This is a genomic window from Saccharomonospora marina XMU15 (assembly GCF_000244955.1).
Classification (GTDB): domain Bacteria; phylum Actinomycetota; class Actinomycetes; order Mycobacteriales; family Pseudonocardiaceae; genus Saccharomonospora_A; species Saccharomonospora_A marina.
Window position 1 is genome coordinate 5,032,053 of the sequence record NZ_CM001439.1, and the last position, 24,848, is coordinate 5,056,900.

A 24,848-nucleotide genomic window follows, 5' to 3' on the forward strand; every position below is an offset into this window, starting at 1 on the left:
GGTCGCTCACATGTGTGGAACATCGTCGGGAATGTCGTAGAACGTGGGGTGGCGGTACACCTTGTCGCCGCTCGGCGCGAAGAACGGGTCCTTCTCGTCCGGAGAGGACGCTGTGATGTCGGCGGCCTTCACCACCCAGATGCTGACGCCTTCGTTTCGCCGGGTGTAGAGGTCACGTGCGTTGCGCAACGCCATCTCACCGTCGGCCGCGCGCAGCGAGCCGACGTGTACGTGGTTGAGCCCCCGCTTTCCTCGCACGAAAACCTCGTACAGCGGCCACTCGCTCATGCCGCGCTCGCCTCCGCTCGCTTCGCCGCGTGCGCGGCCGCGGCCTCCCTCACCCAGGCACCGTCGGTGTGCGCCGCACGCCGGTGCGCCACTCGCTGCGCGTTGCACGGCCCGTTGCCGGAGACCACCTGCTTGAACTCCGACCAGTCGATCTCACCGAAGTCGTAGTGCCCACGTTCGGCGTTCCACTTCAGCTCCGGGTCGGGAAGGCTCACCCCGAGCACCTCCGCCTGCGGAACGGTCATGTCGACAAACCGCTGGCGCAGCTCGTCGTTGGTGTGCCGCTTGATCTTCCATGCCATCGACTGCTCGGTGTGCGGCGATTCCGCGTCCGGCGGGCCGAACATCATCAACGAAGGCCACCACCAGCGGTCCACCGCGTCCTGCACCATGTCTCGCTGCCGCGGGGTGCCCCGCATCATCGTCAGCAACAGTTCGAAGCCCTGCCGCTGGTGGAACGACTCCTCCTTGCAGATCCGGATCATCGCCCGCGCGTACGGACCGTAGGAACTGCGGCACAGCGGCACCTGGTTACAGATCGCGGCACCGTCCACAAGCCAACCGATCACACCCACGTCGGCGAACGTCAGCGTCGGGTAGTTGAAGATCGAGGAGTACTTCTGCTTGCCGGAAATCAACTTCTCGGTCAGTTCGGCACGGTCGGCACCGAGCGTCTCCGCCGCCGAGTACAGGTACAACCCGTGTCCGGCCTCGTCCTGCACCTTGGCGAGCAGGATCGCCTTGCGCCGCAACGACGGCGCCCTGGTGATCCAGTTGCCCTCCGGCTGCATACCGATGATCTCCGAATGCGCGTGTTGCGCGATCATCCTGATCATCGTCTTGCGGTACTCCTCGGGAAGCCAGTCCCGTGGTTCGATGCGTTGGTCGCGCTCGATGGTGCGCTGGAAGTGCCGACGCAGGTCGGGTTGGGGCAGCGTCGCGGTGCTCATCGGGCCTCCTTCTGTGTCTTGCGGGACACCCTCCCCTGCTGCGGCCCAAAAACCTGCCACAGCGGGGGCCCACCCCGGTCGACCCCAACGAGCGCCGCTTCGCAAGCTCCGCGATCCTCGCTCATCGGGCCTCCTTCCTGACCAGTGTGAGCACGTCGTACTTCGCGACCGACTCACCTCGCTGGTTGGTCACGTCGGTGTCCCAGCGGACTTCGCCGTAGTCGGCGTTCTCCCTGGGGACGATCTGCTTGGCGGTCAGGGTGACGGTGAGTTCGTCACCCGGCTTGACGGGGGTGAGGAACCGCAGGTTCTCCAACCCGTAGTTGGCGAGCACTGGCCCGGGCGCCGGGTCGACGAACAGCCCCGCGGCGAAGGACACCACCAGATAGCCGTGCGCGACGATGCCGCCGAACAGCGGGTTGGCCGTTGCCTGCTCCTCGTCGGTGTGCGCGTAGAAGGTGTCGCCGGTGAACTCGGCGAAGTGCGCGATGTCCTCCTCGGTTACCGCACGTGGTCCTGCCACGACGGTGTCGCCGACGCGAAGCCGCGACAGTGGCTTGCGGAACGGGTGCTCACCCTGCGACCGCGGCGCCCCCGGCACCCACCGGCCGGTGACGGCGCCGAGCACCCGCGGGGACGCCTGCACGGCCGTGCGTTGCATGTGGTGCAACACGCCCCTGATGCCACCCATCTCCTCACCGCCGCCCGCGCGACCGGGGCCACCGTGCACCAGGGCAGGCAGCGGCGAGCCGTGACCGGTGGACTCGGCTGCGTCGTCGGCGTCGAGCACCAGCAACCTGCCGTGCCAGGGCGCCACACCCAGCACCACGTCCCGCGCGAAGTCCGCGTCGGCGGTGACGATCGAGCCCGCGAGGCTGCCGCTTCCGCGCGCGGCCAGCCGCACGGCCTCCTCGGTGGACCCGTAGGGCACCAGCGTGCTCACCGGGCCGAAGGCCTCGACCTCGTGCGGCTCGGCGCGTCCGGGATCGTCGGCGCGCAGCAGCACGGGGGAGATGAACGCGCCGCGCCTCGGGTCGGCGTCCACCACGTCCACGTGCTCCGGGTCGCCGAACACCACCGACCCCGCGTCGAGCAGCGCCTTCAGGCTGCGGCGCACCTCCTCCCGTTGCTCGAGGCTGGCCAGTGCACCCATGCGCACTCCGTCACTGCCCGGATTGCCGACGGTGACCGACGCCAGCCGGTCACTCACCGCTTCCGCGACGTCGCCGATCAACGCAGAGGGGACGAGCGCGCGCCGGATCGCGGTGCACTTCTGGCCTGCCTTCACGGTCATCTCGGTGACCAGTTGCTTGACGTAGAGGTCGAACTCGGCGGTTCCCGGCGTCGCGTCCGGCCCGAGCACGGAGCAGTTCAGCGAGTCGGCCTCGGCGTTGAACCGCACCGAGTTACGCACGATCGAAGGGTGCGCTCGCAGCCGCTGTGCCGTGGCCGCGGAGCCGGTGAAGGACACCAGATCCTGCTCGGTGAGGTGGTCGAGCAGGTCGCCCGCGCCGCCACAGACCAGTTGCAGCGAGCCCGGCGGCAGCAGCTCGGACCCGACGACGAGCTCGACGAGGCGGTGGGTCAGGTAGGCGGTCTGGCTGGCGGGCTTGACCAGAGTCGGCACGCCCGCGACGAACGCGGGGGCGAACTTCTCCAGCGGCCCCCACACGGGGAAGTTGAAGGCGTTGATCTGCACCGCGACACCCCGAAGCGGGGTCGCGATGTGTTGCCCGACGAAGGTGCCCAGCTTGGCGAGCGTCTCCACGTCCCCCTCGACGTAGACGGTGTCGTTGGGCAGTTCCCGCCTCGCCTTGCTCGAGTAGGCGAACAGCACGCCGATGCCGCCGTCGACGTCGAACTTCGAGTCGCCGAGCGTGGCTCCCGTGCGCGCGGACAGTTCGTACAGTTCGTCGCGGTGTTCGCGAAGGTGTGAGGCCAGTGCCTTCAGCAGTCCCGCGCGCTGGTGGAAGGTCAGTTCGCGCAGCGCGGGGCCGCCGACCGAGCGGCCGTACTCCAGCGCGGCGCCCAGGTCGAGCCCCGAGGAGGACACGGTGGCGACCTGCTCACCTGTCACCGCGTCGAGCAGCGGTGCTCCCTGGCCGGACGGTGCGCGCCATTCACCGCTGACGTAGCTGGGCAACGGACCCATGCTGATGACCTCCTCGTCGAATTACTAACCGTCCGTTCGGTAATTCTAGGCGCGCGATCGCCTCGAGGGCAATGCGTGATCGGCTCGCGATTCCGACGTGAAGGGTTCTCACGACCGATGTGCCGAACGATCACCGGCTCGCGCTCTCTTGACACCTGCCGGACGCGGCGACCAGTATTAACCGTCCATTCGGTCAGTTAGCAGGATTGGCGGGCAGTGACAAGCAACGCGGCTCACGACATGTTCGCCGTCGACGAAGCATCCCGCTCCCTCGGCATCGAGCTACTACAGGCGGGCGACGGTCGCGCGGTCGCGGCGATGCGGATCACCTCCGCCATGGTCAACGGACACGACATCGCCCACGGCGGATACGTCTTCCTGCTCGCCGACACCAGCTTCGCGTGCGCGTGCAACAGCCATGGTCCGGTCACGGTCGCGGCGGGCGCGGAGATCACGTTCGTGGCCGCTGCCCGCCTCGGTGACTACCTGGTGGCCACGGCGCAGGAGCGGACCCGATACGGACGCAACGGCATCTACGACGTCACCGTGCATCGCGAGGACGCGTCGGGGCGCGCGGTCATCGCGGAGTTCCGCGGTCGCAGTCGAGTCATTGACAAGGAAGTCTGATGGCGGCATTCACCGACCCGAACGAGCGGCTCGGCATCGACGAGCTGCGGTCACTCCAGCTCAGGCGGCTGCGCTGGACACTGCGGCACGCCTACGAGAACGTGCCCTTCTACCGCAAGCGATTCGACGACGCAGGCGTGCATCCCGACGACTGCCGTGAGCTGTCCGACCTCGCGAGGTTCCCGCTCACCACCAAGCGCGATCTTCGGGAGAACTACCCGTTCGGGATGTTCGCGGTGCCGCAGGAACAGGTCCGCAGGCTGCACGCCTCCAGCGGCACCACCGGAACCCCCACCGTTGTGGGCTACACCGAAACCGACCTGGACAACTGGGCCGTGCTCATGGCCCGGTCCATCCGGGCGGCCGGAGGACGAGCAGGCGACAAGGTTCACGTGGCGTACGGGTACGGGCTGTTCACCGGCGGGCTCGGCGCGCACTACGGTGCCGAGCGACTCGGTTGCACCGTAATACCGGCGTCGGGCGGCATGACGGCGCGGCAGGTGCGCCTCATCACCGATCTGCGCCCCGATGTCATCATGGTGACGCCCTCCTACATGCTGACCCTGCTGGACGAGTTCGAACGGCAGGGCCTCGACCCGAGGCAGAGCTCACTGCGGGTCGGCATCTTCGGCGCCGAGCCGTGGACCGAGCGGATGCGCGTCGAGATCGAGGAGCGCGCCGGTCTGGACGCGGTCGACATCTACGGGCTCTCCGAGGTGATGGGCCCGGGTGTCGCACAGGAATGCGTGGAGACCAAGGACGGCCTGCACATCTGGGAGGACCACTTCTACCCCGAAGTGATCGATCCGATCGACGAGTTTCCGCTCGGCGAGGGCGAGCACGGTGAGCTGGTGTTCACCTCGCTGACCAAGGAAGCACTGCCGCTGATCCGTTACCGCACCCGCGACCTCACGCGCCTTCGGCCGGGGACCGCGCGCCCCGCCCACCGCCGGATGGAGAAGGTCACAGGGCGCTCCGACGACATGATCATCTTGCGTGGGGTGAACCTGTTCCCCACCCAGATCGAGGAAATCGTGCTTCGCACCGCCGGGCTCTCTCCGCACTTCCAGCTCGTGCTGTCCAAGAAGGACCGCCTCGATCAGCTGACCGTCCACGTCGAGGCGAACGCCGACACGCCCCCACAGCGCAGGGAAGCCGCCGCCGCCGAGATCGTCGCGGCGGTACGCGAGGGCATCGGCGTCGGCGTCGACGTCACGGTCGTGGACCCGGAAACACTGGAGCGTTCGGTCGGCAAGATGCGCCGGGTCATCGACAACCGCGGCGACTGAGATACTGGCCGCATGACAGCAGCGCCGGGGACAAGGGCCACACGCAGGGGAAGGCCGGGTTACGACCTGGAGTCCGTACTGCGCGTCGCCGTGGACCTGTTCAACGAGCGCGGTTACGACGGCACGAGCATGGAGGATCTCGCCCGCAAGCTCGGAATCACCAAGTCCGCCATCTACCACCACGTCCCGAGCAAGCGAGAACTGCTCAGGCTCGCGGTGGACAGGGCGCTCGACGACCTGTTCGGCGTCGTCGAGCAGGCCGAGCAGGCCGACGGTCGCGCGATCGAACGGCTGGAGTCACTGGTCCGCGGCAGCGTTCGGGTGTTGCACGATCGGTTGCCTTTCGTCACCCTGCTGCTACGGGTGCGGGGCAACACGGACGTGGAACGGGCAGCGCTGACGAGGCGACGTGAGTTCGACCGGATCGTCGCCGAGTTGGTCGCGGAGGCCGAAAGAGACGGCGACATCCGGCCCGACATCGACCCCGCCACCACCGCTCGACTCCTGTTCGGAATGGTCAACTCCCTGATCGAGTGGTACCGGCCACGTGACGGTGCGGACGACATTGTCGAAGCCGTGGCCAGGGTCGCATTCGACGGAATCAGGGTTCGCCCGAGCTGATGAAGTGGAATGCGCCCGAACCGGACATGTGGTTAGCGTAAAACGGGTCGCACAGCGGACCTGCGAGGCGAGCCGAGCCTCGGCGCAATCCCGGTCCGGCATCCATCGCCGCGAACACACGTGACGGTCGGACCCTGCTCTTTCGTGAAGACGGAGAAAGGAACTCCTCATGCGCACAGTACGTCGCGGAATGGTGGCGGTCGCACTCGCCCTCCCGCTGTCCTTCGGCGCCACCGGCATCGCATCCGCGACCGACGACGGCGGCGCGTCCTGGGGCGCGGAGTACGGCTCCGAGTTCGCCGTCGCGGGACCGGAGGGAGCCGTCGTGGGCGGGATTCACTCCGAAGCGGACGGATTCATGAACGACGGACGCTGGAACAACGGCAGCGGCGGTAGCGCGGACTACACCAACTTCGGTGCGTTCGCGGGCCCGCAGGGCGCTGCGACGTTCGGTATCCACTCCGAGTCCTGGTGGCACCGCTGGTGATTCGGCGGTGAACCGGCAAGGCCGGTGATGCCCCGGGGGACGCTTCCCCGGGGCATCACCTTGTTGCAGGCACTAACGGGTGAAGTTGCTCAGGTCCTTTGTCGACCGTTCTGCATAGTCGCGAGCGGGACGGGTAACTGTCGTGGTGAGGCCATCGGCCTCGAAGGCGATTCGGTCTTCAACAGCCAGCCAAGCACGAGAAGGCCGGGTCGGCCCCTTTCGAGAACACAGAGAAAGGATCAACAAATGCGTACACTTCGTCGCGGAATGGTAGCGGTCGCACTCGCCCTGCCGCTGTCCTTCGGTGCCACCGGTATCGCGTCGGCCACCGACGACGGCGGCGCCGCCTGGGGCGCCCAGTACCAGCTGTTCGGCGCCGCGGCAGGCCCCGAAGGCGCCATCGTCGCCGGCCTCAACTCCGAGGCAGGCGGGGCGATGTGGGACTGAGCTGGTAACCAACCAGCGCCTGCGACAAGGAATGCCCCGGGGGTTTCGCACCCCCGGGGCATTTTTCGGCCGTCCACAACGATGTGGGTGACTCTCGTCGTCGGCCGGAGCCGGTTAGGCCACCGCAGGCAGGGTAGGGACCCAGCGAGGCCTGTTCGGGCCCGCGCAAGTAGAGGTCTGGCGTTCGTGGTGAATCACAGCACGGGAAGTCCAGACCTCGTTCCCGTGGTGAACAGACAGAAAGGACCTCCCTCATGCGTACACTTCGTCGCGGAATGGTAGCGGTCGCACTCGCCCTGCCGCTGTCCTTCGGTGCCACCGGCGTCGCGTCGGCCTGGGACGACAGCGGCGCCGCCTGGGGCGCCCAGTACCAGCTGTTCGGCGCCGCCGCAGGCCCCGACGGCGCCATCGTCGCAGGCCTCAACTCCGAGGCAGGCGGGATCATGTGGGACTGACCTGGTAACCAACCAGCGTCCGTCACCAGGAATGCCCCGGCGGCCGAACAGGCCCCGGGGCATTCCCGTGCGCGCACAACGATGTGGGTGACTCCTTTGTCGACGGAAACCGGTTAGGCCACCACCGGCAGGGTAAGGGACGAATGAGGCCGTCCGAGCCTCGATCCGGCGGGTCTGGCCTTCAACAGCCAGCCATAGCACGAGAAGGCCAGACCCAACCCCTCTGGTGAACACAGAGAAAGGAATTATCTCATGCGTACACTTCGTCGCGGAATGGTGGCCGTCGCACTCGCCCTGCCGCTGTCCTTCGGTGCCACCGGCATCGCGTCGGCCTGCGATGACGGCGGCGCCGCCTGGGGCGCCCAGTACCAGCTGTTCGGCGCCGCCGCAGGCCCCGACGGCGCCATCGTCGCAGGCCTCAACTCCGAGGCAGGCGGGATCATGTGGGACTGACCTGGTAACCAACCAGCGTCCGTCACCAGGAATGCCCCGGGGGTAGCCGCCCCCGGGGCATCCTCACGCGCGTGCTCGATGTTTTCGCCGCCGTCCTTTCGCGCCCGTCCACTTTCGAGGGCAACAAGGTTGGTTAGCCCCACACCGTCGGGGTAACAACCGGATGTGCGAGGCGATCGCCCGCACAGCGGTTCGGTCTTCAACAGCCGGCCAAAGCACGAGAAGCCCGGACCGAATGATGGTGGACACGCAGAGAAAGGAACCACAGCCATGCGCACACTTCGACGCGGAATGGTCGCGGCCGCACTGGCGGTCCCACTGGCCTTCGGCACCGCGGGGGTCGCCTCCGCTCATGATGACGGCGGCATTGCCTGGGGTGCGGAGTACCAGGCGTTCTTCGCGGCGGCAGGACCGGACGGCGCCGTCGTCGGCGGCGTCAGCGCCGAGGCAGGCGGGGTGATGTGGGACTGAATCGGTCATCAGAACAGCGCTTGCGGTAGAGCTGCCCCGGGCACCGGTCGGTCCCCGGGGCAGTTCCTGCGACCGGCACGGCGGCAGGCTTCCCCGAAAGCATGACCGAAAGTATCCGGCCCCTTATTGGCAGTCACGCGGTAAATAAGGTAAGACTTACCTTACCTAGTCTCCGACCCGAGGGAGTCCAGTGACCGCCGCCCCGACCGTGGCCGAGTCCGTCCGTGAGTCCGTGTTCGACTGCGTCGGCGACACCCCGATCGTCGCGCTGCGCAGGCTTTTCCCCGATCCGGATGTGGAAGTGGTCGCCAAGCTGGAGTTGCTCAACCCAGGCGGGAGCATGAAGGACCGCACCGCCAGACACATCGTCGAGTCGGGGCTGAGCGAGGGGTCCATCGCGGCGGGATCACGGCTGATCGAGAGCAGTTCCGGCAACTTCGGCATCGCGCTGGCCATGGCCGCCCGGGTGCACGGCCTTGCCTTCACCTGCGTCGTTGACCCCAAGATCACCAGCGCCAACCTGGCAATCCTTCGCAACCTGCACGCACAGGTCGAGTTCGTCTCCCAGCCCGACGAAACGGGCGGCTACCTGCTTTCCCGCATCCGCAGGGTGCAACAGCTACTCGCCGAGGACCAACGTGCCGTCTGGATCAACCAGTACGCCAACGACCGCAACTGGCAGGCGCACTACCACGGCACCGGTGCCGAACTCGCCGCACAGCTCACCCGCGCGCCCGACTACCTGTTCGCGCCGGTGAGCACGACAGGGAGCATTCTCGGCTGTGCCCGCAGGCTACGGGAACGCTTCCCCGCGCTGCGCGTTGTGGCCGTGGACGCGGTCGGGTCGGTGATCTTCGGCGGCGCACCGGGGCCACGCGACCTGCCCGGCATCGGCGCGAGCCGGGTGCCCGAACTGTGCAGTCCCGAGGAGATCGACGAGGTGATCCACGTCGACGACGTCGAGGCCGCGCTGGGATGCAGGCGGCTGCTGGCCGCCGAAGGGATCTTCGCAGGAGGCTCGACGGGTTCGGCGGTCGCGGCCATCGCCAAGGCGATGCCGGGGCTGCCGAGGCCATGCCGTGTCGTGGCCATCTTTCCCGACCGCGGTGACCGCTACCTGGATCTCGTCTACGACGACAACTGGCTCGCCGCGGCAACCCGGCGCCGCGGCACGGTGTGAGGAGATGGACGTGCCGAAACCCCGCATGCTGTACCTGGCCCGCCGCGACGTCGCGGCCGTCGGCGGCGACAACTGCCTGCTCTACGTCGACGCGCTACGGTCCGCGCTCATCACGCACGCGGAGGGCAACACGGTGCAGCCGCTCAAGCCCTACCTGCGGGTGGGCAAGGGCCATATCGCCGACCGCATCATCGCCATGCCCGCCCACGTCGGTGACCCGGGCGTTTCCGGGCTGAAGTGGATCGGCAGCAAGCACGACAATCCGCTGTCGGGGCGGGAGCGGGCGAGCGCGTTGATCGTGCTGAACGACCCGGCGACCAACTACCCCGTCGCCGTCATGGAGGGCAGCCTCGTCAGCGCGTGGCGAACGGCGGCGGTCACCTGCCTGGCCGCACGACACCTCGCGCGTGAGGGCTTCACCGATGTCGCGCTGATCGGCTGCGGCGTCATCGGCCGCACCCAGGTCACCGCGCTGTTGCAGCAGTTCCCGCACATCCACACCGTCCACGCCTACGACCTGCGGCGGCAAGCCGCCGGTGAGCTGGCCGAAACGCTGGGACAGCGGGTGCGCGTGCGGGTGGCCGACAGCGCCGAGGACGCGGTCCGCTCCGGCGATGTCGTGGTGCCGTGCACCGTCACCGACGAGCCCTACATCTCGCTGTCCTGGCTGAAGCCGGGCACCTTCCTGAGCAACGTGTCGATCATGGACGTGCACAAGGACGTCTTCCTCGGCGCCGACAAGGTCGTCGTGGACGACTGGGACCAGTGCAACAGGGAGAAGAAGATCATCAATCAGCTCGTGGAGGAGGGCTCGTTCTCCAGGCAGCGGCTGCACGCCGAACTCGGCGAGGTGCTGGCGGGAACGCGGCCGGGACGCGAGAGTGACGACGAGATCATCCTGCTCAACCCCATGGGCATGGCGGTGGAAGACATCGCGTGCGCCGCCGAGGTGTACGAACGCGCCAAGAGCCGCGGGGTCGGGACCTGGTTGGACCTCTACTAGTGGCCCCCGACGAACTCGTGCTCGCCGACCTGGTCGACGCGCTGATCCAGGAACGGCTGTTCGGTTTCGGCGACGGCGTACTCGAGGACGGCTGGTACCGCGTCGGGCAGGTGCGCCTCCGGGTGCGCGCAGGCGGGGCGCTGCAGCCCCACCGGTTCGCCGGAGGGCCGGTGCTCATCGCCGGACGGTCGGTTTCACCCGATGAGTTGATCCGCCACCTCGCCCCCGATCAGCCACACGTTCGACAGGTAGCCGCCGACCTGCGTACCGCCGTCGCGAACGCCCACCTCGCGTGCGCGGCGGAGCGCGACCTCGAAGGCGAGGCGCTCGATCCGCTCACGGCCGAGCGGCTTTCCTGGGCCCGCAACCGACCGTTTCACCCCACGGCCAGAGCGGTCGCGGGCTGGAGTACCGAGGAGCTGTCGACCTACGGTCCCACCCGACGCGACCCGCTCGGCCTCGACTGGATCGCGGTTCGCGCCGATCACCTCCGGCACGGTCACGGCACGCCGCCGGACGAGCTGGCGCGGCTGTTGCTCGGCGAAGCCGAAGCACTCCGGCTCACCGGCGAGTCGCCGCCCGGCTTCGTGTTGCTGCCCGTGCACCCCTGGCAGTCGCGCCACGTGCTGCCGCGCGAGTTCGCGGCGGAGCTGGACGAGGGGCTCATACTGCCCGTGGCGCGGGGCGTGGGCGAGTTCCGGCCCACCGCGTCGCTGCGCACGCTTGCCTCGCCCGACCCTGCGATCCACGTCAAGCTGCCGCTCGGTGTCGCCACGCTCGGCGCCACCCGGCTACTTCCGCCGCGCTACCTCGACAACGGTGAGCGAGCCGAACTCACCCTGCGGGCGGCGCTGGCTCGTGATCCGCTGCTGCGCAGCGTGGTGGCCGTCTGCGACGAGCGTGGTTGGGCGGGCTGGGGCGGCGACGACGAGTTCGCCGACCGGCCCGGTCACCTCGCGGCCCAACTGCGCCGCTACCCGCCACAGGCCCGCGGTGCCGTGCCGATGGCCGTGTTCGCCTCACCGCGGCTCTACCCGCACGGTATCCGGCTGCCCGGCGGACCGCTGCCGTTCTTCCGGCGACTGTGCCATCGCTTCTGCCTGCTCGCGCTGGGCTTCCTGCGCCAGGGCATGCTCCCGGAAGTGCACGGCCAAAACGTCGCGGTCACGCTCGAACAGGGCATGCCAGCGCTGTTCGTACTGCGCGATCACGACACCGTCCGCGTGCACCCGCCGTGGCTGGCCGAGGCCGGGATCGCCGACCCCGGTTACCGGGTGCGGCGGGGCGCGCGGCAGTCTCTTCGGCTCGACGACCCCGCCGAACTCGTCGGATACTTCCAGACCTTGGGAGTCCAGGTGAACCTGTACGGGATCGCCGACGCACTCGCCCGCTCCTTCGGTATCGCGGAGAGGACACTGTGGAAACAGCTTCGAGCGGCACTGACCGAAGCCATGGACCTGGTAAGCCTGCCAAGGCAGGTGAGCACGCTGCTGCTACGGGAACCGACGTGGCCGAGCCGCCACGTGCTGGGGCCACTGCTGCGCAGCGGCAACTCGCCGGGTGCGAGCATGCCCGCGGCCGCGGGCACGGTGCCGAACCCGCTGCTGTGCTGAACCCGCACGCCGCAGCGCGAAGCGCGAGTAGGCGCCGGTTGCTCAACGCGTACCTGCGCGAGACCGGCACGCCGGTGACGGGCACCGGCGTGCTGCGGATCGCGCTGCCCGCCACCGGCAGGGAACTGGTGGTCGAAGTGGTACACCGCTGCTCGCTCGGTCACCACGACTACGCCGACGACGCCTCGGTGCCACACGACGAGTTCGTGGCCGCGCTGCTCGCCGAACTCGCCGCCGGGACGGGGCACGACGGGTTCGAACTCGCCGCGCAGATCGAGGAGAGCACCGCGCGCACCGCGCGCTATCTCGGCAGGCCCAGACCGTGCCGCCCGCCGCAACCTCACGCGATCACCAGGCATGCCGAGCAGAGCGTGTTGCTCGGCCATCCCTTCCATCCCACACCCAAGAGCGCGGAGGGATTCAGCGACGCCGACCTCGAGGACTACGCACCAGAACTCGGTGCCGCGTTCGTTCCGCACTACTTCGCCGTGGCGCGAGAACTCGTGTCGCAGCAGCGGGTCTGGCCGGGACCGTGGGAGCCCGGCGAGGTCACCGACCGGGTGCCTCGGGGTTACCTACCGCTTCCGGCGCACCCGTGGCAGGCGCGGTACCTGCTCGATCGCGCGGAGGTCACCGCCTTGATCAGGAAAGGCGGGCTGCTACCGCTCGGCCCGCTCGGCAGGCCGGTCTACGCGACCTCGTCGGTGCGCACGGTGTGCGACCCCGGTTTCCCGACAGCATGGAAACTGCCGCTGCGAGTGCGGATCACGAACTTCGTTCGCAACAACCCGGTGGAGCACCTGCGTAGAGCCATGCAGGCCAGCGCGCTCGTCGGCACGCTGCCGGAACATGAGGGCTTCGGCGTACTTCGCGAGAGTGGGTTTCGGACCCTGGACCCCGACACCGTGGGGCCGGACCTCGCCGCCGACTTCGCCGTGCTGTACCGGCAGAACCCGTTCGCCCGAAACGGCGAGGCACCACGCGTGCTCGCTGGCGTGCTGGAGGACCCGGCCGCGCTCGTGCGCGATGTCAGGACGGCGGGCGATGTCGGCGAGTGGCTGCGCCGGTACCTGGCCATCTCGCTGGTGCCGCTGCTTTCGTTGTTCGAGCAGAACGGGGTGAGTTTCGAGGCACACGTGCAGAACTCGCTGTTGTGCACCGAGAGCGGACAACCCTCGCGGTTCTGGGTTCGCGACCTGGAAGGTGTGGCCGTGAGCAGGCAGGCGGGCCGATCGCTGGAGCCGGACAGCCCACTGTGCTACTCGGATGCCGAGGCATGGCAGCGGCTGTGCTACCACGCGGTGACCAACCAGCTCGGCCATCTGGTGCACGTGCTGGGCAGCTACAGCGGCGCGGGCGAGGACCGGCTGTGGGCCGTGGCCAGGCGGGCGCTGCTCGACGTGCCACAGGCGGAGCGGCTGCTTGCCATGCCGACGCTGCCCGCCAAGGCGAACCTCGTCAGCAGGTTCACCGGGCGAGCCGAACGCCCGCTCTACGTCGAGATTGCCAACCCACTGCGGGAGACGCGATGAACCCGGACCTGCTGCGAGCCGCACTCACCGCGCCGAGCTACCCCCGCGTGCGCCGCAGGGTGCTGCGGCAGCTTTTCGAGTCGCTGTTGTACGAGGAAGCGATCGACCAGGGCGTGAACGGCACGCTGATCGGCGCGAACGGCGTGCGCTACACCTACACCGCGCGGCGACGTGAGACGTTCGGCAGGGTGACGGTGGATGAGTTGCTTCGCGACGGCGAGGAGCCCACCTCGGTCGGGTTGTTGCTTTCCGAACTTGCCGAGCACATCGATGCCGATCCCGAACACCTCGCCCGCTTCGCGAGGGAGTTGGAGGAAACCCTCCTCAAGGACGCCGTCGCGCACCACCTGCGCGATGGGAATGCCGCCAAGGCCGACCACGACGCGCTGGAGAGCCTCGTCATCGATGGCCATCGCTACCACCCGGCGTACAAGTCCCGCATCGGGTTCGATCTCGTCGACAACCTCGCCTACGGTCCGGAGTTCGCCCAGCCGATCCGTCCACTGTGGCTGGCGGTGAGCCGGGACATCGCCGAGGTCAGCGGCTCACGCGACGTCGAGGAGTCCGAGTTCCTGCGCGCACAGCTCGGTTCCGCTTTCGGCTCGCTACCCGACGAAGCCCACACGTTGCTGCCCGTGCACCCGTGGCAGTGGCGCGAACACGTCTGCCGTACCTACGCCGAACAGCTACGCACCGGCGAGCTCGTGGTGCTCGGCGAGGATCCGGACACGTTCACAGCCCAGCAGTCCATCCGCACACTGTCTTGTGTGGACAATCCTGACCGGCCCTACCTCAAGCTGGCCATGTCGCTGGTGAACACCTCCACCAGCCGCGTACTGGCTCCACACACCGTGCACAACGCGCCGCTGATCTCCGACTGGCTGTACGAGCTGGTGTCCGCCGACCCGGTGCTGCGAGACGAATGGCGGCCGGTACTGCTGCGGGAACTGCTGGGCACGGTTGTCACCGCCGACATGGGCCTGCTCCACGAGGACGGCTACGGAACGCTCGGCTGCGTGTGGCGGGAGAGCCTGCATCCGCGGCTCGATCCCGGCGAGCGGGCCGCGCCGTTCACCGCGCTGACCGCGAGGGCCGCCGACGGCAGCCCGCTGATCGACGGCTGGGTGAGCGAGCACGGGCTCGACCGCTGGCTGCGCCGACTCACCGAGGTGGCGGTGCTTCCGCTGGTTCGGCTGCTGTGCGAACACGGCGTCGCGCTCGAGGCACACGCACAGAACATGGTGCTGCTGCACCGAGCCGGCCTGCCGACAAGGGTGGCGCTGCGCGACTTCCACGACGGGGTTCGCTTCAGTCGCGCGCACCTTGCCCAACCCGGCCGCTGCCCGACGCTGCGGGCCACCCCCGCGCATCACGGCAACCGCAACTCCTTCGTCGAGACCGACGATCCCGATCTCGTCGCCGACTTCCTGCTCGACGCGTTCTGCTTCGTCAACCTCGGTGAGCTCGCGATGTTCCTCGCCGAGGCCTACGGGCTGGCCGAAGGCGATTTCTGGGCCGTCGTGCGCGGCTGCCTTCGCACCTACCGGGAACGGTTCCCGGCCGCCGTCTTCGACCTCCACAAGCCCACCGTGTCGGTGGAGAAGCTCACCACCCGGAGGCTGCTGCCCGACACCGAGCTTCGGCTGCACCCCGCACCCAACCCGCTCGCGCACCATGACTGACAACGAGCCGATCTGCCACTACCGATACGACCTTGACGCGCTGGCCAGGCACGTCAGCGCGGTGGTGGCGGCGTTGCCGCCACGCTGCCGGATGTTCTACGCGATGAAGGCCAACAGCGCGCCGCCACTGCTGCGCACGCTCGCACCCATCGTGGCCGGGTTCGAGGTCGCCTCCGGCGGGGAGCTGGCCAAGGCGAGCGCGGCCGGTGCTCGGCAGACACTGTTCGGCGGGCCCGCCAAGACGCCCGCGGAGATCAGCCAGTCGCTGCGGCAGGGTGTTTCGCGGCTGCACGCCGAAAGCGTGCTCGAACTGCACCGGATCTCCGATGCCGCGCAACGCAGCGGCCGCACGGCTCGGGTGCTGCTGCGGGTGAACCTCTCGGGCGGATTCCCTCCCGCCACCCTCGCGATGGCGGGCAGGCCGACCCAGTTCGGCATCGAGGAGGCGGCGCTCGGCGAGGCGGTGCGCACCGCGCTCGAACTCCCCGGTATCCGGTTCGCCGGATTCCACCTGCACTCGCTTTCGAACAACCTCTCCGCCGCCGCACACCTGGAACTGCTGGAGCTGTACCGCCGCAAGATCTGCGGCTGGGAGGCCGAGTTCGGCCTGCGCTGCGAGGCCGTCGACGTCGGAGGCGGCATCGGCGTGAACTACGCCGACGGCGGCGAGGCGTTCGACTGGACGGCGTTCACGGCGGGCCTGACCCGGTTGGTGCGCACCTTTCCCCGGCACTGGAAGGACATCGACTTCGAATGCGGCCGGTTCCTCGTGGCGGGCTGCGGCAGCTACTTCACCGAGGTGCTGGACGTCAAGCACAACCACGGCGTCAACTACGTGCTGGTGCGCGGCGGAACCCACCACTTCCGGCTGCCTGCCTCGTGGCAGCACAGCCACCCGTTCGTCGTTCACCCGGTGGACCGGTGGCCGACGCGGCTGCCTCGCCCGGAGCTGGCGGGGCAAGCCGTGACGGTGGTCGGTGAGCTGTGCACGCCGAAGGACGTGCTGGCCCGCGACGTGGTGGTCGATCGGGTGCGCCCCGGTGACGTGCTGGAGTTTCGCCTGGCGGGCGCCTACGGCTGGGAGATCTCCCACCACGACTTCCTCAGCCACCCCCACCCAGAGCAGCTGTTCCATTCCCGCGAGTCCCCCGCTCCTGCCCGCGAGTCCCCCGCTCCTGCCCGCGAGTCCCCCGCTCCTGCCCGCGAGTTCCGCGCTCCCGACGCCTCGCCGCGACGTCGGGAGTAGACACCGGCACCCGGCCTGGGCAGTGCGGCCGGAGCAGTGCCCGCGCGAAGCGGACCGTACCCAGCGGGTGAACGCGTTGACGGCCGCGCACCGGGCTTCCTAGTATCCGCTGATCACCGGGTTTCGCCAGGAGGCAGCCATGCCGGTTCAACGCCCCACTCCCGAGCAGCTGCGTCGAAGTGCCGAGCACTACGGGCTGCACCTGGACGCCGACGCCGTCGAGTCGTTCTCCGCACTCGTGGACGCGTCGCTGCTTTCCTACGACGCCGTCGAGGAGCTGCACGCCGCGCAGTCACCACAGCCACCGCGGCGTCAGCACAACAAGGTCGCGGACGGGGAGAATCCGCTTGGCGCCTGGTACGTCAAGACCGACATATCGTCCGATGTAGACGGTCCGCTCAGCGGTCGCCGGGTGGCCGTCAAGGACAACATCGCGGTGGCGGGCGTCCCGATGATGAACGGCTCCAGATCGCTGGAGGGCTTCGTCCCCTCCCGCGACGCCACGGTGGTCACCAGGCTGCTGGAGGCGGGAGCGACCATCGCGGGCAAGGCCGTGTGTGAGGACCTGTGCTTCTCCGGCGCCAGCCACACCAGCGCAACCGGCCCGGTGCGCAACCCGTGGGATCCGACACGGACCAGCGGAGGCTCCTCCAGCGGCAGCGCCGCCCTCGTGGCCTCGGCGGAGGTCGACCTGGCGATCGGTGGCGACCAGGGCGGCTCGGTGCGCATCCCCAGCTCGTTCTGCGGCACGGTGGGACACAAACCCACCCACGGACTGGTGCCCTACACCGGAGCGTTTCCGATCGAGCTCACCATCGACCACCTCGGACCCATCACCAAGACGGTGGCCGACGCCGCGCTGATGCTGTCGGTGCTGGCGGGCACCGACGGCCACGATCCGCGCCAGCCGGACGGCCTGCGGCCACAGGACTACGTCGCCGCGCTGGATTCCGGGGTCGCCGGGTTGCGGGTCGGGGTGGTCGAGGAGGGCTTCGGTATCCCCGGTCTTTCCGACCCCGCGGTGGACGAGGTCGTGCGCGCGGCGGTGGCGCGGCTGGCCGAGGCGGGCATGGAGGTGTCGCCGGTCAGCGTCCCGTGGCACCGGCACGGAATGCACATCTGGAACGTGGTGGCCACCGAGGGAGCCGCCTACCAGATGCTCGACGGCAACGGCTACGGACTCAACTGGGACGGCAGCTACGACCCCGAACTGATGGCCCACTACGGCCGCAACCGGGTGGAGCGCGCGGACCAACTCTCCGAGACGGTCAAGTTGGTGGCGTTGTGCGGGCACTACAGCCTCACCAACTACCAGGGCAGGCACTACGCGATGGCACGTAACCTGGCGAACTCGCTACGACAGGACTACGACCGCGCGTTGCGCTCCTTCGACGTGCTCGTGATGCCGACCCTGCCCTACACCGCCACCCCGCTGGTCACCGAGCAGGACACCCGCGAGACCTACGTGGAGCGGGCGCTGACAATGATCGCCAACACGGCGCCGCTGGACGTGAGCGGTCACCCGGCCATCAGCGTTCCCGCGGGGTTGAGCGAAGGGCTGCCGGTGGGGTTGATGCTCGTCGGCAAGCGGTTCGACGACGCGACGCCGCTGCGGGTGGCGCACGCCTTCGAGCAACTCGTCGGCGGGTTCGCCGAACCGCCGAGGCCCTAGCCACCTGCCTCGGCGGAGCCTGCCGCGAGGACGTCCTGCACGAACCCGACGAGCGCGTTCCACACGCCCGGCAGCAGCAGCACTCCGAGCACAGCGAAAGCCGGGAACAGCACCTTCGTCTCCACGGTCTTTCCGGTGCGAAACCGCAACCACGCGGGTGGGCGCAGCTCGTACCACGTTTCCCCCGCGATGGGCACTGGAAACAGGAACGGGCAGCCCGACTCGGTGAGCGCGTCGCCGAGGCAGTGCGTGAAGCAGCCTGCAGCCACCGCGATGCCAAGCCAACCCGACACGGTGTCGAGCTGGGCCAGCACGCCGGGGCTGTTCTCGTGGACCCACCACACCACACCGGCTCCGGCGACCGGGAACAGCCAGTCGCCCAACGCGTCCTCGGCGAGCAGCAACCCCAGCACGACCACACCAGCCACCGCCCACGGGCCGCCCGCCGCCGTGCCAACCGCCGTCGCGGCTCCGAGCGCGGCGGCGAACAACAGTGTGTGCGAAAGATGCCGGTGCGTACCCTTGACCCGCTCGTCCCTCGGCCCCTTCGTCACCGCGTACAACCCGGCGGAGGCCTTGCGCAGCAACCACGACAGGGCACCGGTCAGCGGCCCGAGCAGTTTGGAGGCTCTGGCATGCGGGTGATCCAGGTCCGGCAGTAACGCGAAACCAGCGGTGGTCGACGCGAACACCACCACCTGCGCCACCGAGGTGAGGCCGATGGCGGGCGCGAGACCGAGCCCCGCACACCACCCGGTGAGCGCATGGGTTCGACCCATCATGGCTGACACCCTCCGGCACAACAAACCTGCAAGATCGCAACAGTCTCCCCGAGCCGGCCATCGAGATGATCATCGGGGCGGCCGAAAGCCCTACGAAAGTCGGAAATTTCGGCTTTTCGCGCCCAGATGTGAAACGTTGATCGGGCCCGTGGAGATCACTCGGGCGCGTGCTGGCGGGAGGTCACATCGTGACGAAACGACGTTGGTTGAGACGGGCCGGTGTCACCGCGGCCGTCACCGTGGTGGCGGCAGCAACCACCTTCGGGCTGGGAGCGGCACCGGTGTCCGGTCAGCAGGATCGGCCGGCCGGTCCCGGCGACGAGCGGCAACTCGACGAACAGGACCGGATGCTCGTGGAGCAGGCGGAACGGGCCGGGAAGACACGGGTCACCCTGCTGGTCGCGGCACAGCGAGGGCGTGCCGACGCCGCGGCGGGTGAGCTGCGCTCCATCGGCGGCGTGGTCCGCTCCACCGACGCGAAACTCGACTACCTCAAGGTCACCGTCCCCATCGAGGAAGCCGAACGCGCACCGAAGCTGCGTTCGGTGGCGGCGGTGGACGTCGACGGGCTCGTCCGAAGGGACGAGCCCGCTCCCGTCGGCGCGACCGACCCACTGCCCCAGCCCGCGCCGGACGCGGACACCCCGAAGGCCAACCCCTACCTGCCGACGCAGGACACCAACGCCGCGCGGTTCGGTGAGCGCTTCCCGTTCTGGGACGGCAGGGGCACCACCATCGCGGTACTGGATACGGGTGTCGACCTGGAACACCCCGCGCTGGCGACCACGAGCACCGGCAAGCGCAAGATCGTGGACTGGTACACGGCGAACTCGCCGACCTCCGGCGACGGCACCTGGGTGCGGCTTTCGGACGAGCCGGTTTCCGGCACCTTCACCTCCGAGGGGCGGGAATGGGTCGCGCCATCGGGCACGCACCGGTTCGGGCTGTTCTCCGAGGTCGCCGGTGACCTCGGCTCGGCGCAGAGCGAGACCGAGGGCGACGTGAACCGCGACGGCGACAGCGCCGACAGCTGGGGTGTGCTGCTGGACACCCACACCGCGGCGGTGCGGGTCGACCTCGACGGCGACGGCGACTTCACCGACGAGCAGCCGATGACCGACTACAAGAACGACCACGACGTCGGCTTCTTCGGTGTCGACAACCCGGCGACCGGGGTGCTCGACCGGATCCCGTTCGTGGTGCAGACCGACCAGCCCGGCTACGTCAACATCGGCATCGCCGGTGCGGCTCACGGTTCGCACGTCGCGGGTATCGCGGCGGGTAACGACCTGTTCGGCGGCGCCATGGACGGCGCGGCCCCCGGCGCGCGGCTGATGTCGGTGAAGGTCTGCCTGACCACCCCTTCCTGCACCGCGAGCGGGCTGATCGACGGCGTGGTCTATGCCGCCGCCAACGGCGCGGACGTCGTCAACATCTCCATCGGCGGGCTGCCCGCGCTCAACGACGGCAACAATGCCCGCGCCGAGCTGTACAACCGGGTCATCGAGACCTACAACGTCCAGTTGTTCATCTCGGCCGGAAACAGCGGGGCGGGCGCCAACTCCGTCGGCGACCCGTCCGTGGCCACCGACGCGGTCAGCGTCGGCTCCTACATCACCGACGACACCTGGCTGTCGAACTACGGTTCGGCCTCGCCGCGCCAGGAAAGCCTGCACCCGTTCTCCTCGCGGGGGCCGCGCGAGGACGGCGGCTTCAAACCCAACCTGGTGGCACCCGGCGCCGCGGTCTCGACAATCCCGCGCTGGCAGGAAGGTTCGCCGGTGCCGGGCACCTACGAGCTGCCCGCCGGGTACGGCATGTTCAACGGCACCTCGATGGCGGCCCCGCAGGCGACCGGCGCGGCGGCGCTGCTGGTCAGCGCGTACAAGGCGACCCACAACGGCAACCGCCCGCCGGTGGCCACGCTGCGCTCGGCGCTGGCCTCCACCGCCAGGTTCGTCGAAGGCATCCCCGCGTACGCGCAGGGGGCCGGGCTGATCGACACCTTCCGGGCGCTCACCTCGCTGCGTGGTGAGCGGCAGCAGACGGTCATCACCTCGGTGCCGGTCGACACGGTGCTTTCCGACCAGCTCGCCACACCCGGCACCGGCGTGGGCATCCACGACCGCGAGGGCGTGACCGTCGGCAAGGCATACACGCGCACCTACACCCTTACCAGGACCACGGGTCCGGACCGATCGCCGCGCTACCGCGTGAGCTGGGTGGGCAACGACGGCACCTTCGCGGCGCAGGGCAGCCTGCGGCTTCCGCTGAACCAGCCGGTGAAGTTGAACGTGCGGATCAACCCCGCCACGGCGGGCACCCACTCGGCGCTGTTGCGGCTGGACGATCCCCGCACGGTCGGCATCGACGTACAGACGATGAACACCGTGTTCGCGCCACTGGACTTCACCGAGGACAACGGCTTCACGGCCTCGGCGTCCGGCACGGTACAGCGAAACCAGGTCGGCAGCGTGTTCGTGCGGGTGCCCGAGGGCACCAGCTCGTTGCGCGTCGACATGGCGGCGGGCGGGCCGCCCGGCGCGGGCCAGGTGCGGTTCGTGCGCTACGACCCGACCGGGGTGCCGTTGGACTCGACCTCCTCACTGGTGTGCTACAACCCCGACGCCGGGGGCGGCTGCCCGACAGGCTCGGCGACCAGCCGGGTGGTCAGCGACCCGATGCCCGGCGTGTGGGAACTGGTCGTGGAGGCACGGCGGACCTCGGACACCGACTCGGCGCCGTGGCGACTCACCGCGGCCGTGCAGGGCACGACGATCAGCCCGAACCCCGATGTGCTCGGAGAAGCCGTGCAGGGTGAGCCGATCGCACGCGAGTACACGGTCGCCAACACGCTCGGCGAGTTCACCGGACGGCTCACCGGAGGCCCGCTCGACAGCGCACGGCTGGCGCGGCCGACGATCGGCGACGGCGAGTCCCAGTCACACGACCTCACGGTGCCGCAGGGTGCGACGGAGTTGACGGCCACGATCGGCGGCACCTCGGACGGCGGAGCCGACCTCGATCTGATCGTCTACGACTGCACCAGCGGCACGTGTGAGCTGGCCGGGTTCAGTGCCGACGGCGACTCCGAGGAGTCGGTGACGATCAGCGACCCGGCGCCCGGTGCGTGGCGGGTCCTCGTCGACGGCTACGCGGTACCGGCCGGGAGCACGGAGTACGACTATCTCGACCTGTTCGCCGCGCCCGGCCTCGGCGAGGTGGAGGCCACCGACGCCGACGCGGCACGACCCACCGGCTCGACCTGGACCGTGCCTGGCCGGGTCACCGCGACCGGTCAGCCCGGCGACGGCCGGGTGCTGCGTGGTTCGGTGACGGTGCGGACGGCCGACGACCAGCGGGTCGGCTCCGGGGTGGTGATCGTGGAGTCCGTGACGCCGAGAACATGACGCGCAGCCGGGCTAGCCATCGCCGGTAGCTGGGTACCCGCAGGGCATGGCCGCGGAGCTGGAGGAGTACAGGCGCAAACGGCGTGCGGGCCGCACGCCGGAACCGCTGCCCGACCGTGCCCACCCGGACGGGGGCGGCGACGACACCTTCGTGATCCACGAGCATCACGCCAGCCGGCTGCACTGGGACGTGCGGCTGGAACGCGAAGGGGTGCTGGTGTCGTTCGCCGTCCCCAAGGGGCTACCCACCGAGCCGAACACTCCTCGACTTGCCGTGCACACCGAGGACCACCCGATGGAGTACGCGACGTTCTCCGGGGAGATTCCCAAGGGCGAGTACGGCGCGGGCACGATGACCATCTGGGATCGCGGGCGCTACGAGACGCTGAAATGGACCGACCGCGAGGTGTCGGTCGTGCTGCACGGAAGGCGGGCCCGTGGCAAGTTCGTCTTCTTCCGCAGCGGCGACAACTGGCAGGTGATCCGCTCGGGGGCGACCGACGACCCCGACTGGACTCCGCTTCCAGACAAGCTGGCGCCCATGCTCGCCGTCCAGGGCAGGCTTCCGGCGACCGAGGCCGACGCGGAGTGGGCTTACGAGTTCAAGTGGGACGGGGTCCGCGCCCTCGCCAGGGTGGAGGGCGGCAGGCTGACGCTGCTCTCCCGTAGTGGTTCGGACGTCACCGCCACCTATCCCGAACTGAAGGCTCTCGGCGAGCAACTCGCAAGCACGCAGGCCTGGCTCGACGGCGAAATCGTGGCCCTGCACGAGGGGAGGCCGAGCTTCGAGGCGCTGCAGAGCAGGATGCACGCCGGTGAACGCAGGGCGAGGCAACTGTCCCGGCACCGGCCCGTCACCTACCTGATCTTCGACCTGCTGCATCTGGACGGCCGCTCCACCCTTTCGCTGCCGTACCGGCAACGCAGGCAACTGCTCGAGGGCCTCGAACTGGCGGGACCGAACTGGCAGGTCTCTCCGAGCTTCGCGGGCGGCGGAGCCGCGGTGGTGGAGGCGGCAGCCGAGCAGCGGCTCGAGGGCGTGCTGGCCAAGCGACTCGACTCCCCCTACACGCCCGGCAGGCGCAGCGCGTGCTGGCTCAAGATCACCGAACTGCGAACGCTCGAGGTTGTGATCGGAGGCTGGCGGCCCGGCGAGGGCAGTCGTGCGCAAAGCATCGGTTCGCTGCTGCTCGGCCTGCCCGACGAGGGCGGTCTGCGTTACATCGGGCAGGTGGGTTCTGGGCTCGACGAGGAGACGCTGCGCACTTTGACGGCGCAGTTGCGGCGGCTGCGACGCAAGACCCCGCCGTTTCGGTCGGGGCTGCCGAAACAACGGGTGAGGGGGGTCAACTGGGTCAGCCCGAAGCTCGTCGCCGAGGTGACTTTCAAGGACTGGACCGGTGACGGGAGGCTTCGCGCACCGGTGTGGCGCGGGCTGCGCCCCGACCGCCGCGCGGAGGAGTTGATCCGATGACCGGGCCGCTTGTCGAGATCGAGGGCCGCAGGCTGCGCCTTTCCAATCTGGAGAAGGTGCTGTACCCGCAAGCCGAGTTCACCAAGGGCGAAGTGATCGACTACTACGTCCGCGTCGCGCCGGTACTACTACCGCACATCAGAGACCGGCCGTTGACGCTGAAACGCTATCCGGACGGCGTCGAGAAGAATTCGTTCTTCGAGAAGAACGTGTCACGGCACGCGCCCGAATGGGTGCGTACGGTGCGCATCGAGACCCCGGGCAGCTCCAGGGGCTCGGAATACTCCGACTACGCACTCGTGCAGGACCTGCCCACCCTGGTCTGGGTCGCCCACCTGGCGAGCTTGGAGCTGCATGTTCCACAGTGGACTGTGGGGCCACGCGACGGCAGGAGGAATCCCGACCTGCTCGTCTTCGACCTCGACCCGGGAGCTCCGGCGACCATTGTCGAATGCTGCAGGGTAGCGGTTCGGCTGCGCGAGGTGCTCGAGGCGGACGGGCTCGCGGTGCGCGCGAAGACCAGTGGATCCAAGGGGCTGCAGCTCTACTCTCCGGTGCGCACCAACTCGCCCGAACGCACCAGCCAGTACGCCAAGGCGGTGGCCGAGGCGCTCGCGCGGGAGCAGCCGGACCTGATCGTCTCCCGGATGGCGAAGAACCTGCGCCCGGGCAAGGTTTTCATCGACTGGAGCCAGAACAACCCCAAGAAGACGACGGTGGCCCCATACTCGCTGCGGGCAAGGCCCGCTCCCACCGTGTCCACGCCGTTGACCTGGCAGGAGGTTGCGGGTGTCCGGCATGCGTCCGATGTGGTCTTCACCGCGGCGGACGTGCTGGCGCGCGTCGAGGAATTCGGCGATCTGTTCGAGCCGCTGCTCAGCGGCGATCGGCCCCGGCTGTGACGGCGGCGCTTTCAGGGCCGATATGCGTTCGGCCGAATGGTGTGACACATACCGCAGGTCGATATCAGGTTATCGCCGTCCGTACCAGCGGACGGACCGTCCGTTATGTCCT

Annotated in this window: 22 protein-coding genes; 18 read left to right on the plus strand and 4 right to left on the minus strand. The window is 69.0% G+C overall.

The features are described 5' to 3' along the window. Window positions 1-6: 6 nt before the first annotated feature. From paaB to paaZ, 3 genes are all read right to left on the minus strand, one after another. Entirely contained in the window at window positions 7-288 is a 282-nt protein-coding gene (gene paaB, locus SACMADRAFT_RS23755) for a 1,2-phenylacetyl-CoA epoxidase subunit PaaB (protein ID WP_009156406.1), read from the minus strand. Continuing rightward, complete coding sequence (gene paaA / locus SACMADRAFT_RS23760) at window positions 285-1,238, minus strand: 1,2-phenylacetyl-CoA epoxidase subunit PaaA (protein ID WP_009156407.1); 954 nt, start codon at window positions 1,236-1,238, stop codon at window positions 285-287. The genes paaB and paaA overlap by 4 nt, the downstream gene beginning before the upstream one ends. 121 nt (window positions 1,239-1,359) lie before the next feature. Beyond that, window positions 1,360-3,390, minus strand: coding sequence for a phenylacetic acid degradation bifunctional protein PaaZ (gene paaZ / locus SACMADRAFT_RS23765; RefSeq protein ID WP_009156409.1), 2,031 nt, complete (start codon window positions 3,388-3,390; stop codon window positions 1,360-1,362). Between the two features lie 240 nt (window positions 3,391-3,630). Here paaZ and paaI point away from each other — a divergent pair, with 240 nt between their 5' ends. The 15 genes from paaI to SACMADRAFT_RS23840 all read left to right on the plus strand — a co-directional run bounded on the left by paaI (window position 3,631) and on the right by SACMADRAFT_RS23840 (window position 18,168). Beyond that, window positions 3,631-4,017 (plus strand): hydroxyphenylacetyl-CoA thioesterase PaaI, encoded by a 387-nt coding sequence (paaI, locus tag SACMADRAFT_RS23770; RefSeq protein ID WP_040925860.1) that lies wholly within the window; start codon window positions 3,631-3,633, stop codon window positions 4,015-4,017. After that, window positions 4,017-5,306, plus strand: coding sequence for a phenylacetate--CoA ligase PaaK (gene paaK, locus SACMADRAFT_RS23775; protein WP_009156411.1), 1,290 nt, complete (start codon window positions 4,017-4,019; stop codon window positions 5,304-5,306). The genes paaI and paaK overlap by 1 nt, the downstream gene beginning before the upstream one ends. Window positions 5,307-5,318: 12 nt before the next feature. Then, window positions 5,319-5,927 (plus strand): TetR/AcrR family transcriptional regulator, encoded by a 609-nt coding sequence (locus SACMADRAFT_RS23780; RefSeq protein WP_009156412.1) that lies wholly within the window; start codon window positions 5,319-5,321, stop codon window positions 5,925-5,927. Between the two features lie 169 nt (window positions 5,928-6,096). Then, entirely contained in the window at window positions 6,097-6,414 is a 318-nt protein-coding gene (locus SACMADRAFT_RS23785; RefSeq protein WP_009156413.1) for a hypothetical protein, read from the plus strand. Between the two features lie 267 nt (window positions 6,415-6,681). Continuing rightward, complete coding sequence (locus SACMADRAFT_RS23790) at window positions 6,682-6,861, plus strand: hypothetical protein (protein WP_050998247.1); 180 nt, start codon at window positions 6,682-6,684, stop codon at window positions 6,859-6,861. 275 nt (window positions 6,862-7,136) lie between these two features. Next, window positions 7,137-7,316 carry a hypothetical protein gene (locus tag SACMADRAFT_RS23795; RefSeq protein ID WP_050998248.1) on the plus strand — a complete coding sequence of 60 codons (180 nt, stop codon included), beginning with the start codon at window positions 7,137-7,139 and terminating at the stop codon, window positions 7,314-7,316. Window positions 7,317-7,568: 252 nt separating this feature from the next. After that, window positions 7,569-7,769, plus strand: a complete 201-nt coding sequence (locus tag SACMADRAFT_RS23800; RefSeq protein WP_009156416.1) for a hypothetical protein — start codon at window positions 7,569-7,571, stop codon at window positions 7,767-7,769. Between the two features lie 270 nt (window positions 7,770-8,039). After that, the gene (locus SACMADRAFT_RS23805; RefSeq protein WP_009156417.1) at window positions 8,040-8,240 is read left to right on the plus strand and encodes a hypothetical protein; all 201 of its coding nucleotides are present in this window, start codon (window positions 8,040-8,042) and stop codon (window positions 8,238-8,240) included. Between the two features lie 190 nt (window positions 8,241-8,430). After that, window positions 8,431-9,420 carry a 2,3-diaminopropionate biosynthesis protein SbnA gene (gene sbnA, locus SACMADRAFT_RS23810; RefSeq protein ID WP_009156418.1) on the plus strand — a complete coding sequence of 330 codons (990 nt, stop codon included), beginning with the start codon at window positions 8,431-8,433 and terminating at the stop codon, window positions 9,418-9,420. A 4-nt stretch (window positions 9,421-9,424) separates the two neighbouring features. Then, on the plus strand, window positions 9,425-10,423 hold the full coding sequence (sbnB, locus tag SACMADRAFT_RS23815) for a 2,3-diaminopropionate biosynthesis protein SbnB (protein WP_040925861.1): 999 nt from the start codon (window positions 9,425-9,427) through the stop codon (window positions 10,421-10,423). Further along, entirely contained in the window at window positions 10,423-12,036 is a 1,614-nt protein-coding gene (locus SACMADRAFT_RS23820) for an IucA/IucC family protein (protein ID WP_009156420.1), read from the plus strand. Before sbnB ends, SACMADRAFT_RS23820 begins: the two co-directional genes overlap by 1 nt. Window positions 12,037-12,074: 38 nt before the next feature. Then, entirely contained in the window at window positions 12,075-13,568 is a 1,494-nt protein-coding gene (locus SACMADRAFT_RS23825; protein WP_009156421.1) for an IucA/IucC family protein, read from the plus strand. Beyond that, the gene (locus tag SACMADRAFT_RS23830; protein ID WP_009156422.1) at window positions 13,565-15,250 is read left to right on the plus strand and encodes an IucA/IucC family protein; all 1,686 of its coding nucleotides are present in this window, start codon (window positions 13,565-13,567) and stop codon (window positions 15,248-15,250) included. Before SACMADRAFT_RS23825 ends, SACMADRAFT_RS23830 begins: the two co-directional genes overlap by 4 nt. Then, window positions 15,243-16,496 (plus strand): type III PLP-dependent enzyme, encoded by a 1,254-nt coding sequence (locus SACMADRAFT_RS23835; protein WP_009156423.1) that lies wholly within the window; start codon window positions 15,243-15,245, stop codon window positions 16,494-16,496. The genes SACMADRAFT_RS23830 and SACMADRAFT_RS23835 overlap by 8 nt, the downstream gene beginning before the upstream one ends. Window positions 16,497-16,635: 139 nt before the next feature. Further along, window positions 16,636-18,168, plus strand: coding sequence for an amidase (locus SACMADRAFT_RS23840; protein ID WP_009156424.1), 1,533 nt, complete (start codon window positions 16,636-16,638; stop codon window positions 18,166-18,168). On the opposite strand, the gene SACMADRAFT_RS23845 is transcribed toward SACMADRAFT_RS23840, so the two are convergent. Then, window positions 18,165-18,950: a metal-dependent hydrolase gene (locus SACMADRAFT_RS23845; RefSeq protein WP_009156425.1), complete on the minus strand. Its 786-nt coding sequence runs from the start codon at window positions 18,948-18,950 to the stop codon at window positions 18,165-18,167. The two genes, SACMADRAFT_RS23840 and SACMADRAFT_RS23845, sit on opposite strands and share 4 nt — an antisense overlap. 188 nt (window positions 18,951-19,138) lie before the next feature. On the opposite strand from SACMADRAFT_RS23845, the gene SACMADRAFT_RS23850 reads away from it, so the two are divergent. The 3 genes from SACMADRAFT_RS23850 to ligD (SACMADRAFT_RS23860) are packed head-to-tail and all read left to right on the plus strand — an operon-like array spanning window position 19,139 to window position 24,736. Beyond that, the gene (locus SACMADRAFT_RS23850; protein ID WP_009156426.1) at window positions 19,139-22,360 is read left to right on the plus strand and encodes a S8 family serine peptidase; all 3,222 of its coding nucleotides are present in this window, start codon (window positions 19,139-19,141) and stop codon (window positions 22,358-22,360) included. A gap of 46 nt (window positions 22,361-22,406) precedes the next feature. Further along, complete coding sequence (gene ligD, locus SACMADRAFT_RS23855; RefSeq protein ID WP_009156427.1) at window positions 22,407-23,834, plus strand: non-homologous end-joining DNA ligase; 1,428 nt, start codon at window positions 22,407-22,409, stop codon at window positions 23,832-23,834. Further along, entirely contained in the window at window positions 23,831-24,736 is a 906-nt protein-coding gene (gene ligD, locus SACMADRAFT_RS23860) for a non-homologous end-joining DNA ligase (RefSeq protein ID WP_009156428.1), read from the plus strand. Before ligD (SACMADRAFT_RS23855) ends, ligD (SACMADRAFT_RS23860) begins: the two co-directional genes overlap by 4 nt. Window positions 24,737-24,848 lie beyond the last annotated feature (112 nt).